General features: G+C 41.0%; 11 protein-coding genes. 7 read left to right on the forward strand and 4 right to left on the reverse strand.

Annotated features, from left to right (window positions below):
- Window positions 1-4 precede the first annotated feature (4 nt).
- Both QMA12_RS09960 and QMA12_RS09965 read right to left on the reverse strand, forming a co-directional pair.
- Window positions 5-2,842, reverse strand: a complete 2,838-nt coding sequence (locus QMA12_RS09960; protein ID WP_087531303.1) for a TonB-dependent receptor — start codon at window positions 2,840-2,842, stop codon at window positions 5-7.
- A gap of 99 nt (window positions 2,843-2,941) precedes the next feature.
- On the reverse strand, window positions 2,942-4,315 hold the full coding sequence (locus QMA12_RS09965) for a Gfo/Idh/MocA family oxidoreductase (RefSeq protein ID WP_087531302.1): 1,374 nt from the start codon (window positions 4,313-4,315) through the stop codon (window positions 2,942-2,944).
- 264 nt (window positions 4,316-4,579) lie between these two features.
- On the opposite strand from QMA12_RS09965, the gene agaR reads away from it, so the two are divergent.
- The 7 genes from agaR to QMA12_RS10000 all read left to right on the forward strand — a co-directional run bounded on the left by agaR (window position 4,580) and on the right by QMA12_RS10000 (window position 12,947).
- A complete protein-coding gene (gene agaR / locus QMA12_RS09970) occupies window positions 4,580-5,350 on the forward strand; it encodes a transcriptional repressor AgaR (protein WP_087531301.1) in 771 nt (256 codons plus the stop codon).
- Window positions 5,351-5,396: 46 nt separating this feature from the next.
- Window positions 5,397-6,680, forward strand: a complete 1,284-nt coding sequence (locus QMA12_RS09975; RefSeq protein WP_087531300.1) for a D-tagatose-bisphosphate aldolase, class II, non-catalytic subunit — start codon at window positions 5,397-5,399, stop codon at window positions 6,678-6,680.
- Between the two features lie 17 nt (window positions 6,681-6,697).
- Window positions 6,698-7,834 carry an SIS domain-containing protein gene (locus QMA12_RS09980; protein ID WP_087531299.1) on the forward strand — a complete coding sequence of 379 codons (1,137 nt, stop codon included), beginning with the start codon at window positions 6,698-6,700 and terminating at the stop codon, window positions 7,832-7,834.
- Window positions 7,827-8,756 carry an ROK family protein gene (locus QMA12_RS09985; protein WP_290209973.1) on the forward strand — a complete coding sequence of 310 codons (930 nt, stop codon included), beginning with the start codon at window positions 7,827-7,829 and terminating at the stop codon, window positions 8,754-8,756. The genes QMA12_RS09980 and QMA12_RS09985 overlap by 8 nt, the downstream gene beginning before the upstream one ends.
- Window positions 8,753-9,925, forward strand: coding sequence for an N-acetylglucosamine-6-phosphate deacetylase (gene nagA / locus QMA12_RS09990; RefSeq protein WP_087531297.1), 1,173 nt, complete (start codon window positions 8,753-8,755; stop codon window positions 9,923-9,925). The genes QMA12_RS09985 and nagA overlap by 4 nt, the downstream gene beginning before the upstream one ends.
- Before the next feature lie 145 nt (window positions 9,926-10,070).
- Complete coding sequence (fusA, locus tag QMA12_RS09995) at window positions 10,071-12,155, forward strand: elongation factor G (protein ID WP_087531296.1); 2,085 nt, start codon at window positions 10,071-10,073, stop codon at window positions 12,153-12,155.
- Window positions 12,156-12,515: 360 nt separating this feature from the next.
- Window positions 12,516-12,947: a hypothetical protein gene (locus tag QMA12_RS10000; RefSeq protein ID WP_087531295.1), complete on the forward strand. Its 432-nt coding sequence runs from the start codon at window positions 12,516-12,518 to the stop codon at window positions 12,945-12,947.
- A 96-nt stretch (window positions 12,948-13,043) separates the two neighbouring features.
- On the opposite strand, the gene QMA12_RS10005 is transcribed toward QMA12_RS10000, so the two are convergent.
- Window positions 13,044-15,779 (reverse strand): ExeM/NucH family extracellular endonuclease, encoded by a 2,736-nt coding sequence (locus tag QMA12_RS10005; RefSeq protein ID WP_290209976.1) that lies wholly within the window; start codon window positions 15,777-15,779, stop codon window positions 13,044-13,046.
- Window positions 15,780-15,945: 166 nt separating this feature from the next.
- Window positions 15,946-16,953 (reverse strand): porphobilinogen synthase, encoded by a 1,008-nt coding sequence (hemB, locus tag QMA12_RS10010; protein WP_087531293.1) that lies wholly within the window; start codon window positions 16,951-16,953, stop codon window positions 15,946-15,948.
- Between the last annotated feature and the right edge of the window lie 9 nt (window positions 16,954-16,962).

Genomic DNA, 16,962 nt, shown 5'->3' on the forward strand with positions numbered 1-16,962 from the left:
AAGCTTAAAATGATGCTGAAAAACCAAGGCTTACTGAGCGTCCATAACGTGCTAAACGACGGATCTGTTCTTCGTTTTTCACATATGACCATTGTCTTTCATTAGTTAAATTAGTGACGCTTAAATCTAAACGTATTTTTTCGCTAATATTGTAGCTGGCACTAAAATCATATTGACCATAGTCAGCTGCCCATTCAGGGCCACCCCAAGCATCAGGGTAAACTAAATAATCGTCGCGCCAGTTATAAGCAATACGTGTTTGAAATGCTTCTTTTTCATAGTAAACAACAGCATTATATGAGTGCTCAGACATACCAACAAACGGTAGATCGTTTAGTTCTTCATCATCATAACTACTGTCTGTGAATGTGTAGTTTATTTGTACTCCTAAACCATCAAATGGTGCAGGTAAAATGTCGTCAAATGATTGTTGATAGGCGGTTTCAAAGCCTAAAATAGTCGCGCCTTTTTCTGATGTCGGTGATATTTTAGTAAAAACAGGACCATCTACTTCAACACCATCTTTAAAGTAATTACCTACCTGCGCAGTGCCTATACGGCCGCGAGCGATTACTGATTCTATGTCTTTATAATACGCTGCAAATGTTAGTGCGCCATAATCAGAGAAATACCATTCAATGGTGCTGTCTATTTGGTTGGCTCTCAGTGGCTTTATACCTGGATTTGAGGCATGGTATTCAGCATTATTAAAATCTAAGTAACTATAAGGTGAGAGATAGTCTAAATTTGGTCGCGTGATCACTTTTGCGGCACTAAAGCGATAAAGTAAATCATCACGTAAATTCAATTTAAAATTTAAACTTGGTAGCACATCGGTGTAGCTTTCTTCTGTGGTAGAGCGAGTGTAGTAATCTTCAATTTCGCCATCAACACGATAGCTCAATGCGCCATCTTTTTCAGTTACATTGTAGCGAACGTTCTCAACATCAAAAGTATAGCCATCTGAAGAAACATCAGTTTGTATAACCCTTACGCCCATGTTAAGTGCAAATGGTAATTTGCCTAAGTCACCTTGCAGATTTGTTTCGATAAAAGCTGCTAAAGTTTGCTCTGTTAAGGCAAACGAATCATTTGGGCTACTCTTAGCGGTGATTTTATCTTGTGCAGCTTGTGGATTAATTGATTCATAAAAAGCATAAAGTTTGTCGTAATCAAAACTTGCCCATGGATCAGGGTGTTTACCAGGTTCACCATCTAAAAAGTTATCAAAGTTTGCAGGCACTAATACATCGGCAGGTAAGCGAAATAAATCCAAGCCACCCAGTTCCTCAACGCTAGAGTCATCAAAACTAGGGTATTCTGAGTTTTTAAAATACGCACCACCGTTACTAAACATTGAAGCATTTTTAGACTTATAAACACTGCGCTCTTTTGTTTGTTTGCCATAATGCACACCAAATTGTATATCTTTGACTAATTCAAAAGTTGGGATATACGTTGCTGCAAGTCGAACTTCTTCAATCTTATCTTTTACATCAGTGCCATAATTATAGCTGTAATGTGCCCCAAAGGGCTGCTCGGCGCTTAAAGCTGGTGTCATGGTGACATCTGGCAGCATGTTGTTACCTGTTTGGTCAATCGTGATTCCATCGACAAAGCCGCGAGCTACAATAAAGCGGTTATTACCATTGCTTACATTCTTAGCTTGTGACTGTGAGATATCTAGATCAACTGTTAAGTTATCAGTGGCATACCAAACTGTATTGAAGCCCCACTGCCATGTATCGGTATTACGCGGTACGGAAACATTTAGTAGCTCCGCCATAGCGCCATCGACTAACTCGACATAATTTGCATTGCCGTCTTCATTGAACTTCACTTCCCCAATTGCTGGGATCCCAGGTGTATGTGATTCATCAAAAGTTACGAATGAAATTTGGTATTGCTCGCCATTGGTCTCGTACTGTGAATACATGCTATCAAAGTTGACGTCTACACTGTCTGAAGGGCGCCATTGCAAGGCTAAGCTTGCACCAAGTCGTTCGCGAGTATCTTGCCAGTTTGAATAGCGGACGTAGCCAGGAATAACCGATGGGTGCGATTGCTCGTTATCTTCAAGTTTGCCGTTACCATTACTATCAATGGGAATACGTACATCCACATTCTCGTCAGGATCATAGAAACCTTCACCTTCATACGAATCGGCACGCTGTGTTCGTTCAGAATAAACGGCAGTAAATAGCGCGCCAAAAGTGTCATCAAAAAATGTGTCGCTAATTAAAAAAGATGCTTGCGGGTTGGTGTCCCCAGTACGTTCTTCGTAAATTCCTTTTGCGCTGCCAGATAAGGTAAAGCCATCTAAATCTAGGGGCTTACGGGTTTTAATATTGATAACTGAACCAATCCCGCCTTCTTGCGTTTTACTTTGTGGAGATTTATATACTTCAAGTGATTGCACTATTTCTGGGGCAATCAAATCAAAGTTAAAGTTACGACTAGAGTGCTCAGAAGCCATGCGCCGGCCATTGACTGTGGTTACATTGTAGTCTCCGCCTAAACCCCGAACCGTAACGTTTTGCCCTTCGCCACCGTTACGCGTAATGGCAATGCCGGTCATTCGTTGCAGTGCTTCTGCAATATTTTGATCGGGAAACTTACCAATATCTTCTGCAACGATAGCATCCATAACCCCAACAGCTTGTTGTTTTAAATACAGGGATTCCTTAATACTCGAGCGAACACCTCTAACTTCAATTACTTCTACTTGCTCGGTTTCGGCTTCTTTTTCCTTTTCTTTATCTTCTTCAACAGCCAATGTTGAACCACTGAAAATGGCACTCATGGATAAAAAAAGGGTGGGCAGTTTTAGTTGTGTTTTCATAATAGTTACCTGTATTTTACTTGTTGATGGTTGTTTTTATTAATTTATTTAGAGCTAAGGGCATTAGCTTGGTTACCCACTAATACCCTTGAGGGTTAATTACGAAATAATGCCAAGTGGTTTGGCTTGTTGCCAAAGTCCACGAGTGAAGTCAGGAAAGTCTTTACTGTTACTGCGATCTGCAACTGATTCAACCGAAAGCGGAAATACAGCTGACCATGCTGCAGCGTCATACACATCTTGATCAAGAGGCTCACCGTTGCGAAGGCAAAAAATAATGCGCCAAAACATTAGAAAATCCATGCCACCATGGCCACCGTTACGCTCAGCTTCTGCGCCCATTTTTTGCCAAAGTGGATGATCATATTTGTTATACCAATCAGCCATATCGTAGTCCCATTCGTGGTAGCTTTTACTGCCCCCTTGCTCAAGGGCAATACGGTTAGGGAAACCTGCAAATACACCATTAGTACCTTGAATTAAGTTATGACGAGAGTAAGGGCGTGGCGTGGTTGTATCGTGTTGGACCATAATGCTACGGCCTTTAACCGTTTTAATGATGCTGGTATTCATATCGCCGGCAATGTAATTTAGTTTGTTACGGCCATGCTCAGCTGGGAATTCCTTTTTAGCGTATGCTGCACGTCCTAGTGATGGTGAGCTCATTGATGTAATGTAGTCAAACCGATCGCCACGATTGATATTCATATACTGTGAAACTGGACCTAAACCATGAGTTGGGTATAAATTACCGTCAACAGCTGCATGCCAAGGAGTACGCCATGAACCTGTTTTATGATCAATTTCTTTCATTTGCCAGCGTAACTCGTGGATATATGCCGCTTCACCATGCAATAGTTCACCAAAAACACCTTGGCGAACCATATTTAGTACCATGAGTTCATCACGGCCATAACAAACATTTTCCAACATCATGCAATTCATCTGGGTGCGCTCAGATGTATTAACCAGTTGCCATGCTTCTTCAACAGTCACCGCTGCAGGCACTTCAACAAAAGCATGTTTGCCACTTTCCATAGTTGCTACTGCCATAGGAGTATGCCATTTCCATGGGGTTGAAATTATCACAATATCAATATCTTGGCGCTCTAACATACGAAGGTAATCATGATCGTTTTTGCCGTAGGTATCTGGCTTTTTAAAGCCCTTATCGACAACTATTTTTACTGCTCGGTCTACAACGGCCTGATGGGTGTCGCAAATTGCTTTGATTTCAACACCGTCTAAATGGCAAAAATGTTTAACGGCACCAACACCCCGCTCACCAACACCAATAAAGCCGACTCTTACTACATCCATTTTAGATACTGTTAAGCCAAGTGTTGAACGCCCTTGTGTTGCTGTCTTTAGCATTGAGTTGGCATTGGTTGTGGAGGCACAACCTAACGCTGCGCTGGTTGCTGCAATTGCGGCCATTGATTGAAGAAATCGTCTGCGGTTTAGATCGCCCATGATAGTGCCCTTATATGTTTATTATTTGTAAATTTGTTTTCACAGGGTTTTATTTGTACACGTAAGGAAATTCTAATGCAAGGTAAAAATCTTTCGTTTGCTTTCACTTCTGGGTTTGTTAAATTATTTTTATATTTTAAATCCTTGTGTTTCAATTGCTTGGTGTCTTTTATTGTGAATTGAGAAGGAATGTAAAAAAATTGAATTGAAAGTAAACGAAAGCTGCGTACAATGAATGAAAGTTAATTATGAAAGAGAGCGAGCATGCTTAACACTATCGAAAGACGACATGAAATTGTGCAATTGGTTTTCAAGCAAGAGCGTGTACAGGTTCCTGAGCTTGCTCAGTTGTTTGGTGTATCAACGGTGACGATTCGCAATGATCTTAATGAGCTTGACGAAAAGGGCTTGCTAGTACGTTCCCGTGGTGGAGCGGTAGCGAGTAATCGTTTAACTCAAGAGTTGTCATTAAAAGAAAAACATGACGCAAATCGTGGCATTAAAGAGCGACTAGGTAAGTTTGCTGCCAGCCTAATTAAAGATGGTGAATCGATCATTTTAGATTCTGGCACCACGACCGAAGAAGTCGCTAAAAACTTAACCAATCATCATAGTGTTGTTGTGATGACAAATGGTTTAAACGTCGCACACTCTTTACTTAATGCACCTTCTGTCGAAGTGCTGATGACAGGTGGAACTTTGCGTAAAAAATCACTGTCTTTTTATGGTCGTCAAGCCGAACAGCACTTGCAACAATATCATTTTGATAAGTTGATTTTAGGTGTTGACGGTTTTGAGAAAGATATTGGTATTACCACGCATTTTGAACTTGAAGCCTTGTTAAATCGAGTCATGTGCGAAGTGTCACGAGAGATCATTGTTGTTACCGACTCAAGTAAATTCAATCGAAAAGGAGTGCACAAAATAATTTCTGCCAGTGAAGTAAATACAGTGGTGACAGACAGCGATATTCCAGCCGATATTCAAGCGGCTCTCGAAAGTGTTGGTGTCGAGCTGCACATAATCGACCTTTAATTTTCCATAGTAATAATACAACGACTAATCAATATAGAGGCTTGCAATGACGATATTACAGAAATTAATCGCGGCGAATAAATGTGGTGATAAACGGGGGATTTATGCCGTTTGTTCGGCGCATCCATTGGTACTCGAAGCCGCTATATTGCAAGCCAAGCAAGACAATAGCTATTTGTTAATTGAAGCTACTGCGAATCAGGTCAATCAGTTTGGTGGTTATACCACGATGATGCCAGCAGACTTTATGGCATTTGTCCAAAGGCTTGCAACAGAGCAAGCCTTTGCAGTTGATAAGCTAATCCTCGGAGGTGATCATTTAGGCCCAGTGTGTTGGTGTGATGAGGACGCTGAAGCAGCGATGCAAAAGGCTGAACAGCTAATAGCTGCTTATGTGGCGGCAGGGTTCAAAAAAATTCATTTAGATACCAGTATGCGTTGTGCTGATGACGATGTAATTTTAGCGGATGAAACGGTGGCAATACGCGCGGCGCAGTTGTGTGCAGTGGCTGAAAAAACAGCCGTCAATACATTTGGCCACAGTGATTTAGTGTACGTGATAGGAACTGAAGTACCCCCACCAGGTGGAGCTGATGAGCATATCGATACGCTTGCGGTGACAGAAACAGACCATGTAGCGAGTACATTAGCGCTACACCATGATGCATTTTTAAAGCTTGGTTTATCAGCTGCTTGGCAACGTGTAGTTGGCCTAGTTGTTCAACCGGGTGTTGAATTTGATAATACTCAAGTATTTGATTACGACAGTAGTAAAGCTCAGCAGTTAAAACAATATATACAAACAGTGGATAGAATTGCTTTTGAAGCACATTCAACTGATTACCAAACCCCAGTTGCCTATAAGCAATTAATAAATGACCATTTTGCGATTTTAAAAGTGGGCCCTGAGCTTACTTTTGCTTTGCGTGAGGCGTTATTTGCATTAAGTCATATTGAAGATGCGTTGGTTGATACTGAGCAATGCTCACATTTACGTACCGTTATTGACGCTGATATGCAGCAATTCCCAAAGAATTGGCAACGTTTTTATCAAGTTGATAGTTCATTGCAGAAGCTATATCGACGCTTTAGTTTTAGCGATCGAATCCGTTATTACTGGGGACAGCAAGGAAATCAAAATGCGGTTGAAACGTTATTCAGTAATCTGCAAACACAGCCGATCCCGTTACCGCTACTAAGTCAATATATGCCATTACAGTACTTAGCTATACGTAATGGTAGTTTAGAAAACAACCCTAAATCTTTGGTGCTTCATCACATAATGCAAGTAACCAGCCGCTACGCAGATGCGTGCTTTAAACAACAGTAGACGTAGGTGAGGTAGTTATGTCGAATTATTTAGCAATTGATGACTCTCTTTTAGAAGCTAATAATAGCTTGTGGACCGCAAAAGAAATTATGCAGCAGCCTGATTGTTGGCGAGAAACGCTCAAGATAGTCAAAGCGGCTCGTACGCAACTTGATAGCTGGTTGGCAACGGTGTTAGAGCATGCAAATACACAAATAATTTTTACAGGCGCTGGTACGTCTGCCTATGTCGGTGAGGCGGTAGTTGGCTATTTAAATCAGCAGCTGGATATTAGTTGCCGTAGCGTTAGCAGTACGGAGCTCGTTGCCTGCCCACAACAGTATTTACAACAAAATAAGGCCACTTTACTGGTGTCGTTTGCGCGCTCAGGTAATAGCCCTGAAAGTGTTGCTGCTGTTGAGGTGGTAAATAACTATGTGAAGCAATGTGCTCATCTATTTATTACCTGTAATCCCGATGGTGCGCTGAATCAGCAAGCGGCAGAGCATGAGAATTGTTTTTCGTTACTGATGCCACCGCAAACGCTTGATCAAAGCTTTGCAATGACCAGTAGTTTTACTTCGATGCTGATAGCAAGTATCGCGGTGTTTAGTGAAGCGGATAATGCAGTGTCTATAATAGCTAACTGTGTTGAAAAAAATATTCCTCAGCAATTGTCTCAGTTAAAAGCACTCGCTGAATTGCCTATGCAGCGTTTGGTGTATTTAGGGGCTGGGTCATTAAAAGGTTATGCGCAAGAGGCTGCTTTAAAACTGTTAGAGCTTAGTTCAGGTAAAGTGATGGGTTATTTTGAATCGCCGTTGGGTTTTCGACATGGTCCGAAGTCACTGGTTGATGAAAAAACCTTCATTGTTTTATTTAGCTCAAATAATAGCTATACCAAGCAGTATGATACAGATTTATTACATGAGTTAAGCAGTGATAACCAAGCGCTTGGTGTAGATGCATTAGCCGTGCCGCAGGAAATGCAAGCACAGCAGTTAGATGATGTTTTTTATGGCTTATATTATATGGTATGCGCGCAGATCATTTCTTTTTATAAAGCATGGCAACTGGGTATTACTGTTGATAATCCGTGCCCAACAGGGGAGGTTAACCGTGTAGTGCAAGGTGTGACTATTTACCCGTTCACACAAGGAGATATTAATGACTAAGCAGTATATTTACGGCATTGATATTGGTGGTAGTAAAATTGAACTGGCTGTATTTGACGCGTCATTAAAGCAACTTGAATCATCACGAATTGTGACTCCACAAAGTAGCTATCAAGATTTCTTAAATGCGTTAGTGGTTATGATTCTAAGCGCTGATAAAAAGTATCAATGCCAAGGCGCAGTAGGCATTGGTATGCCAGGAATTATTAACGCAAACCAAGAAGTGCTATCAGCGAATGTACCTCATGCAACCGGACATAATACTGCGCAAGATTTAGCGAAGCTCATTAATCGCCCTGTAGCTATTGAAAATGATTGCCGCTGTTTTGCATTATCAGAGGCACAAAGTTACGTAGGCATACAACATACACGAGTGTTCGGTGCAATTATAGGAACAGGTGCTGGTGGAGGGTTATGCATTGACGGTAAGCTTTACAGAAGTGCTCAAGGTATTGCTGGCGAGTATGGTCATTATGCGCTATCCGCCGTGTTGCAACAAAAGTATCAATTGCCTATTTTAAAGTGCGGCTGTGGTTTAATGGGTTGTGTTGAAAGTTACATTGCAGGGCCTGGTTTAGCAAAAATTTATCAACATTTTGCCGGTGAAGTGCTGACTACTTTTGAAATCGTTGAAGGGCTAAGAAAAGGCGATGTGCTATGTCAGCAAAGCTTTGCCTGTTATGTTGATTTGATAGGTAGCACGTTTGCAGCAATTATTATGGCTTATGATCCTGAAGTGATCGTAGTTGGTGGTGGTATGTCGCTGGTAAGCGAGTTAATGGATAAACTGGAGCAAGCAATCACACCTTACATTTTTACTGGTATTCGGGTGCCAAAAATTGTACTTGCTGAATTTGGCGATGCAAGTGGTGCGCGTGGCGCTGCTATTTTAGCAAAAGCACAAGTTGGGGTGTTGTCATGAGTGAATCAGTATATTATGTCAAAGCTGCAGCTATTTATTGCCAAGATCGTGTGCTTAAGGAGCACTTTATGTTGGTAGAAAATGACCGTATCAGCGCTTTTACTCAAACACCGCAATTGGAATTGCCTATACATGACTATGGCGATGCTGCGATTATTCCTGGTTTAATTGATTTGCATATTCATGGCCGTGAAGGTTGTGATGTAATTGATTGTAAAATGAGCAGTGTTGAAACTATCTCATGTTCATTAGCACAGCATGGAGTAACGGGTTTTTTAGCTACAACAGTAACGACAGATTGGCAGCAAACCTTAGATGCAATGGCTATTATTGGTCAAGCATATGTACAGCAGCCCAGTGGTGCACAAGTACTTGGTGGTTATAGTGAAGGGTTGTTTTTTAGTGAAGTTTATAAAGGTGCACATAACCAAGATTACTTTTTGGAGCTATCACAACCTCATTTAGAGGCCATGATTAAGGCAGCAGCTGGGAGTCTGAAAGTTGTTGCTCTAGCACCAGAAAGACCCGGTGCTAATACGTTAATTGAGTACCTTACTGAGCAAGGTATCAGAGTTATGCTTGGTCATTGCGATTCTAATTTTGAGCAAACAGAACAAGCTCTTGAGCACGGTGCGTGCGGTGGGGTGCATGTTTTTAATGGCATGCGTGGTATACACCATCGAGATCCTGGCTGTGCGGGGGCTGTATTAATGAACGATGCCGCTTTAGTTGAAGTTATCGCCGATGGCATACATCTTCACCCTACTATTTTACAATTAATTTATAAGCTAAAAGGCCCGCAAAAAATTGCGCTGATCAGTGATTGTATTAATGCTGGTGGCCTAAATGATGGACAATACAAACTGGGAAAAATGGATGTGTTTGTTGATAATGGAGTTGCGAAAACAGCATCAGGCTCCTTAGCGGGCAGTACATTAACTTTAGAGTTGGCTGTGAAAAATATGCATCTGCTAGGTAGCGTTACTCTGCTAGAGGCCATAAACATGGCTAGTATTGTACCAGCTCGGTTTCTAAACATTGCAGATCAAGTTGGCTCTTTAGCAGCAACTAAGCAAGCAAATTTTGCTATCTTAGATAACAATTTTACGATTCAAGCGACCTACATAAAAGGCCAAAGGTGTTTTTTAAGAAGCGCTGATAATGCTTAAAGTGTTTTGTCATCAGCGTTAAATAGCATGGAAAGTAAAATATTATAAAATTGATTGCATTTTAAGCGACTTCTATGGTGATGTTCGCTTTAACTAATGCTATACTCCCGCCGAATAATTTTTCGACTTTATTAAGAGTAAAATAATGGCAGATTTATCGAAGTACAGAAACATTGGTATTTTCGCGCACGTTGATGCGGGTAAAACTACCACCACTGAGCGTATCCTTAAGCTAACGGGTACTATTCATAAAAGTGGTGAGACGCATGATGGTGAGTCAACAACTGACTTCATGGAACAAGAAGCTGAGCGCGGTATTACTATCCAGTCTGCGGCTGTAAGCTGTTTCTGGAAAGATCACCGTTTCAACGTTATCGATACTCCAGGACACGTTGACTTCACAGTAGAAGTTTATCGTTCACTTAAAGTATTAGATGGCGGTGTTGGTGTATTCTGTGGTTCTGGTGGTGTTGAACCACAATCAGAAACTAACTGGCGTTACGCTAACGAATCAGAAGTTGCACGTATTATCTTTGTAAACAAATTAGACCGTATGGGTGCTGATTTTTACCGTGTAACTGAGCAAGTACGTAAAGTACTTGGTGCTGTACCACTAATCATGACTTTACCAATCGGTATCGAAGATGAGTTTGTTGGTGTTGTAGACGTTTTAAACAAACAAGCATATGTTTGGGATGAAACTGGTCTTCCAGAAAACTACGAAATCACAGACGTTCCTGCAGACATGGTAGAAAAAACTGAAGAATACCATGAGATGCTTATCGAAACTGCTGTAGAGCAAGACGATGACCTAATGGAAGCGTATATGGAAGGTGAAGTTCCTTCTATTGAAGATATCAAGCGCTGTATCCGTAAAGGTACACGTGATCTTGCTTTCTTCCCTACTTACTGTGGTTCTGCGTTCAAGAACAAAGGTATGCAATTAATTCTTGATGCTGTTGTTGATTACTTACCAGCTCCTACAGAAGTTGATCCTCAACCTCTTATGGATGAAGACGGTAACGAAAACGGCGAGCATGCAATTGTATCTGCTGACGAACCATTCAAAGCGCTAGCATTCAAAATCATGGATGACCGTTTTGGTGCATTAACTTTCGTACGTATCTACTCTGGTAAACTTAATAAGGGTGACACTATCCTTAATGCGTTTACTGGTAAAACAGAGCGTGTTGGCCGTATGGTTGAGATGCAAGCTGATGATCGTAAAGAGCTTACTTCAGCACAAGCTGGTGATATCATCGCTATTGTTGGTATGAAGAACGTGCAAACTGGTCACACTCTATGTGATCCTAAGCACCCAGTAACTCTTGAGCCAATGGTATTCCCAACGCCTGTAATCTCGATTGCTGTACAGCCTAAAGATAAAGGCGGTAATGAGAAAATGGGTGTTGCTATCGGTAAAATGGTTGCAGAAGATCCATCTTTCCAAGTTGAGACTGATGAAGATTCAGGCGAAACTATTCTTAAAGGTATGGGTGAGCTTCACTTAGATATCAAAGTGGATATCCTTAAGCGTACTTACGGCGTAGACCTTATCGTTGGTCAACCACAGGTTGCTTATCGTGAAACTATCACTCGTGAAATCGAAGATAGCTACACGCATAAGAAACAATCTGGTGGTTCTGGTCAGTTCGGTAAAATCGACTACCGCATCAAGCCAGGCGAAGTGGGTTCAGGCTTCACGTTCTCTTCATCAGTTGTTGGTGGTAACGTACCTAAAGAATTCTGGCCTGCAGTTGAGAAAGGCTTCAAGTCAATGATGGGTGAAGGTGTTCTAGCTGGCTTCCCAGTACTTGACGTTGAAGTTGAACTTTTCGACGGTGGCTTCCACGCCGTGGATTCATCTGCAATCGCATTCGAAATCGCTGCTAAAGGCGCTTTCCGTCAATCGATCCCTAAAGCAGGCGCACAACTTCTTGAGCCAATCATGAAAGTTGACGTGTTCACGCCAGAAGATCACGTTGGTGATGTAATCGGTGACCTTAACCGTCGTCGTGGTATGTTAAGCGACCAAGAAGCTGGTTTAACAGGCGTTCGTATTAAAGCAGACGTTCCGTTATCTGAAATGTTCGGTTACATCGGTTCACTACGTACAATGACATCTGGTCGTGGTCAGTTCTCTATGGAGTTCTCACACTATGCACCATGTCCACAAAACGTAGCTGATACTGTAATCGCTGCAGAAAAAGAGAAAAAAGCGGCTAAGTAATTAGCCACTTAAACTCTTAAAAAACCCGCACTTGTTGCGGGTTTTTTGTTTTTATAATTGTTATTAATTTGAGCGAATAATAGGTCACCAACTTTTGTAACTAGTATCATTAATAGAACCTAATTATAATTGCCTGCCTCAATGTTTATCACTAAAAGATTCAGAGAAATAAGATTTTTGAGATAATGTTGATATATTAAGTAGTTATGATAAATACTTTTGTGCTAGTTAAAAAGTAGTGCAAATACTCTTGTTAACTCTTTTATTGTGTGTAAAATTATGTTCCTAAAACATTGGTTTTAGATTGTAAATGGAAAGCCTTCCTTGAAGACGAAGGTCATAATAAAGGAACTTCATTCAATGAATATAGTAAAATTATCGCCAAATTGGACTTTGCAAATAGTAAAAGTCATTTTCGCATTACTTGTTGCCTATATTCTAAGTGCAATAACTGCTTTAGGCTTTGAATCAGCAAGCGTCATTATTATTCCTCTCGTTTTAGTTATTAGCCTCTTTAATATTATGCAATTAAGGTTTCTACATTGTTATAAAGCAGGGGTAAACTATTCTCGTGGTCTGGGTAAGCGATATATTAATGCAGATGAAATAAAAAGTATTAGTTTTAAACGGTATGGAATAATCACAGAGTTTAAAATTGTAACGTTAGCAGAGCAATCTCATCGTTTTATAAATTGGCATATAACAGCAGACCAAAAAACAGGAATTAAAAACTTATATGCAGCAAAGTATGTGGGTTGTGATAACAGTAATACGCAAAGTTGTAATGCTTAATTAGTAGGTTGTTTAGCTTTAATCTTACTAATTTGGGTGTAAACTAAATCAATGCCACTTTAAATTAAAGTGGCATTTTTATTACTTATAATTCATTTATTTTTTAGCTTTTCTTCTTGCTAAAAATGGTAATGCTAATAAGCTTAACCACGCTAATGAGCCCGAATCCTCTTCATCATCGTCTGTTTCATCATTGCTTATATTTATAAATACTAATTGTGCAGCGGACAAATTGCCTACGCTATCCTGTGCCTGCACCATTAATGTAATTTTACGTTCAAACTCATAATCAAGCGCCGCAGCGACAATTAGCTGACCTTGTTCATTTATAGTGATTGCTGAGTGACCAGACACAATAAATTTAGTGACAGGCGTGTAGTCACTATCTGCATCTGTAAATTCTAAAGTGCCAATAACAGTACCAATATCTGCGCTTTCAATGATATTAAAGTTTTGCTCAGCGGTTAACACTGGAGCTTGTGGCTCTGGTGTTGGCTTAGGTTCAGCAACTGATTTAATATCAACAATGACAGGGTCATGGTCTGATGCACGATATGCGCTTTGTGAGTAAAGGCTAGCGACTTGGTTATCTGACTTAAATTCAACGTTATAATCCAGGCTGATCGGTTCATCAGCATTGATATGCCAATCAGTTGCGGCGACAACTTTATCCAGCAGGCTTTGTGTTGCTACAGCATGATCTAGGCTGCCCAAGCGGCCTGAAAAGCTATATGAATAACCCAGTGTGTTACCATCAAGCTCAGCAATCACATTTTTATAGCCCTTATCAGCAAATGCACGAATTGGATCTTCCATTGCATATGCGTTCATATCACCAACTAGAATGATGTCTTCGTCTTCAACACCTGTTGGTTTGCTGTCTAGCCAATCGGCAAAGGCATTCGCACCTGTTACACGAATTTCATTCCAGCAAGATTGTCCATCACCTAAATCAGCATTATTACCGTCAGCGCTGCTGCAGCTCCCTTTTGATTTTAAGTGAGCTACAGCGACAGTGAATATTTCACCTGAATTTATTGCTTTAAAGCTCTGAGCAATTGGCGCACGGTTACTGTAGTCAAATGGGTATTCAGTGGTTATTGCAGGAGTACCCACTTCACTGACCATATTTGCACGATAAATTAGGGCAGTAGTAATGGCATCAGTACCAATTTGGTCAACGTTAAAGTCTACAAACGCGTATTCGTTATTACTGTCAGCGTCGTTCAATGCAGACACTAAACTTGCAACAGCACTGTATTCATCAAAGCCATCATTTTCAATTTCCATCAAACCAATAACATCAGCCTCTAGTGCGGTGATAGCACTTACCAATTTAGCTTCTTGACGAATTAACTCCTGCTCAGAATCGGCGCCACGGCTGGTCGGGAAGCCACCGCCTTGGCCGTCACCATTAAAGTAGTTTAGTACATTAAAGCTCGCTATCCGTAAATTTGCATCAGAGTGTAATTCAGGAGCATCAGTACGTGGGTTTGTAGTCGTAAACTCAGGTTGTACCGCTGGGTGAATACGGTAACGATCAAAGCTGTAACCCAAAACGCCAGTAATAACGCTGACGGAGTCGCCCAAGCGTAATGTATTGAAGGCACCTAACCCTGTTTCAGGATAAGATACCGGGTCAAGGTTTTGTTTTGTTGAGCCATCATCCAATAGAATTTGTTTCTTCTCATTTTCAACTTCTACTGCATTTGCAGCATCACCCGGTAAAGCTACTTGTGTGCCTTGGTATAAGCGTTCTGTGGCAAGGCCAACCTCACCATAGCGACCAAGGCCATAATTGTTGGTGACAACGAGTGTTTGCTCTAAGGTCACCAGCATACCTTCATAAGCTTCTAGGTCGCTTACACTTGCAACTGGCAAGGCAATTTTTGTAGCCGTTGCTGTTAAGCCTGAAGCACATATTTCGATTTGGCTTACATCGCCAATTTGTGTCGCACTGTAATATTCAGCAACTGTACCTTTGACGCGAATATGATCACCGACAGCTACATCGGTATCTGAAAAATATACAAATACGCCTTCCGATGTTAATGGGTTGGTATCAATATCTGCTTCAAGAGAAGTAATAAAGAAGCCATTTAATTGCTCGCTTCCTTGGAAATCAGCAGTAACGATACCTTCAAGCTCAATTTCTTGATTTAGTAATGGGCTATCGCCTCCTTCGGCTTGGACTGCATTAATGAGCGTTTTAGCTGCGCCACACTCTAACGGCGTTACCGGTTCTGGATCTGGTTCAGGTGTTGGCTCAGTACTTTCTCCGTGAAAGCCTAGTCCGCTAAAGTCATCTTTATCAAATTGCAGCCATTGCTCACTCGGATCAAACTCGGTGCTAGCATCTGTACGGCCAGACGCTATATCAGACTTGCGGCGTAGTGTTTTATCTTTAGTTGTTACACCACCATTGCTCCAAACCCCATCAGCTCCTATTTGACCAAAGCTATCAACTACACTGGCACCCAAGGTAAGGGTTAAAGCATCATCACCATTAAAGTTTACTGCGCTACTGAATAGATCTGCTTTATTCTTTAATTCATCTACAGCTCTACTATCAGAAGTAACAATTACATATGTGCTGTTTGCGGCTATAGAACCTGTTAGATTCTCGCTTGATGTCGCTGATACATTTTTATTTGAAAATAAATTAAGTGTATAACCGTCTAAAGATATAGCATCAGATGATGTGTTATAAATTTCAATCGCTTTATTATAACCACCCCCTTCAACATATTCTGAAATGATTAGGTTTGCTGATGCTGGAGCACTAAGGCTTGCAATAACAAGCGCCAGTGGCGTTATTTTTGTAGTAAACATTATTATTTTTTCCCGTGTATTGTGTCCCAAATGGGACAAACAGTTTAAGGAAAATTTATGACAAAGAAAATACAGGATGTTAATATTATGAAAATAAAAAGGGCGAACAATCGCCCTTTATTGAATGATCTATCTAGAACAGTATCTATTTAACCTACCATTCAAGTTACTTATTAAGCCATTGCGCAGCTTGTTTTGCAAAGTAAGTTAAGATCCCATCAGCTCCAGCACGTTTAAACGCGAGTAGAGACTCCATAATTGTCGCTTCTTCGGCTAACCAACCGTTATCAATGGCAGCTTTATGCATCGCATATTCCCCGCTGACTTGATAAGCAAAGGTTGGCACGCCAAATTCTTCTTTAACACGATGTACAATATCTAAATATGGCATGCCGGGTTTGACCATTACCATGTCTGCACCTTCTTGTAAGTCTAAAGCAACTTCGCGAAGTGCTTCGTCAGAGTTTGCAGGGTCCATTTGATAGGTTTTTTTGTCGGCGCCTTTTAAATTACCAGCAGAGCCTACCGCGTCACGAAAAGGTCCATAGTAACTAGATGCATACTTTGCAGAGTAAGCCATAATACGAGTGTGAATGTGACCATCAGTTTCAAGCGCTTCACGAATAGCACCAATACGACCATCCATCATATCGGAAGGAGCAACAACGTCAGCGCCAGCCTCAGCATGTGAGAGTGCCTGCTTAACTAAAATTTCGGTTGTAACGTCGTTAATTACATAGCCTTCATCATCAATAATGCCGTCTTGGCCATGAACTGTAAACGGATCAAGTGCGACATCAGTAATCACACCTAGCTCAGGAAATGCGGTTTTTAATGCACGTACGGTGCGTTGTGCAAGACCATCGTCACTATAGGCTTCTTCAGCCAAAAGCGATTTTTTATCCGCAGGTGTAACAGGAAAAATAGCAACTGCTGGAACACCTAGCTCCACTAATTCTTTTGCTTCTGTGAGCAATAAATCGATAGATAAACGCTCGATGCCTGGCATCGATTCTATGCTTTCACGGCGATTTTTTCCTTCAAGTACAAATACTGGATAGATTAAATCATTAACACTTAGTTGATTTTCAGCCATAAGGCGGCGTGAAAAATCATTACGACGCATTCTACGCATACGTGTATATGGGAAAAGATCCAGACCTGATTGGGCCATTATTTGCTC

This window comes from Pseudoalteromonas sp. APC 3893 (assembly GCF_030408095.1).
Taxonomy (GTDB): domain Bacteria; phylum Pseudomonadota; class Gammaproteobacteria; order Enterobacterales; family Alteromonadaceae; genus Pseudoalteromonas.

Excerpts from the sequence above, each read along its gene's own strand:
- QMA12_RS09985 (WP_290209973.1), top strand. The coding sequence starts at position 7,827 with ATGACTAAGCAGTATATTTACGGCATTGATATTGGTGGTAGTAAAATT.
- hemB (WP_087531293.1), bottom strand. The coding sequence starts at position 16,953 with ATGGCCCAATCAGGTCTGGATCTTTTCCCATATACACGTATGCGTAGA.
- QMA12_RS09965 (WP_087531302.1), bottom strand. The coding sequence starts at position 4,315 with ATGGGCGATCTAAACCGCAGACGATTTCTTCAATCAATGGCCGCAATT.
- agaR (WP_087531301.1), top strand. The coding sequence starts at position 4,580 with ATGCTTAACACTATCGAAAGACGACATGAAATTGTGCAATTGGTTTTC.
- QMA12_RS09975 (WP_087531300.1), top strand. The coding sequence starts at position 5,397 with ATGACGATATTACAGAAATTAATCGCGGCGAATAAATGTGGTGATAAA.
- QMA12_RS10005 (WP_290209976.1), bottom strand. The coding sequence starts at position 15,779 with ATGTTTACTACAAAAATAACGCCACTGGCGCTTGTTATTGCAAGCCTT.
- QMA12_RS10000 (WP_087531295.1), top strand. The coding sequence starts at position 12,516 with ATGAATATAGTAAAATTATCGCCAAATTGGACTTTGCAAATAGTAAAA.
- nagA (WP_087531297.1), top strand. The coding sequence starts at position 8,753 with ATGAGTGAATCAGTATATTATGTCAAAGCTGCAGCTATTTATTGCCAA.
- QMA12_RS09960 (WP_087531303.1), bottom strand. The coding sequence starts at position 2,842 with ATGAAAACACAACTAAAACTGCCCACCCTTTTTTTATCCATGAGTGCC.
- QMA12_RS09980 (WP_087531299.1), top strand. The coding sequence starts at position 6,698 with ATGTCGAATTATTTAGCAATTGATGACTCTCTTTTAGAAGCTAATAAT.
- fusA (WP_087531296.1), top strand. The coding sequence starts at position 10,071 with ATGGCAGATTTATCGAAGTACAGAAACATTGGTATTTTCGCGCACGTT.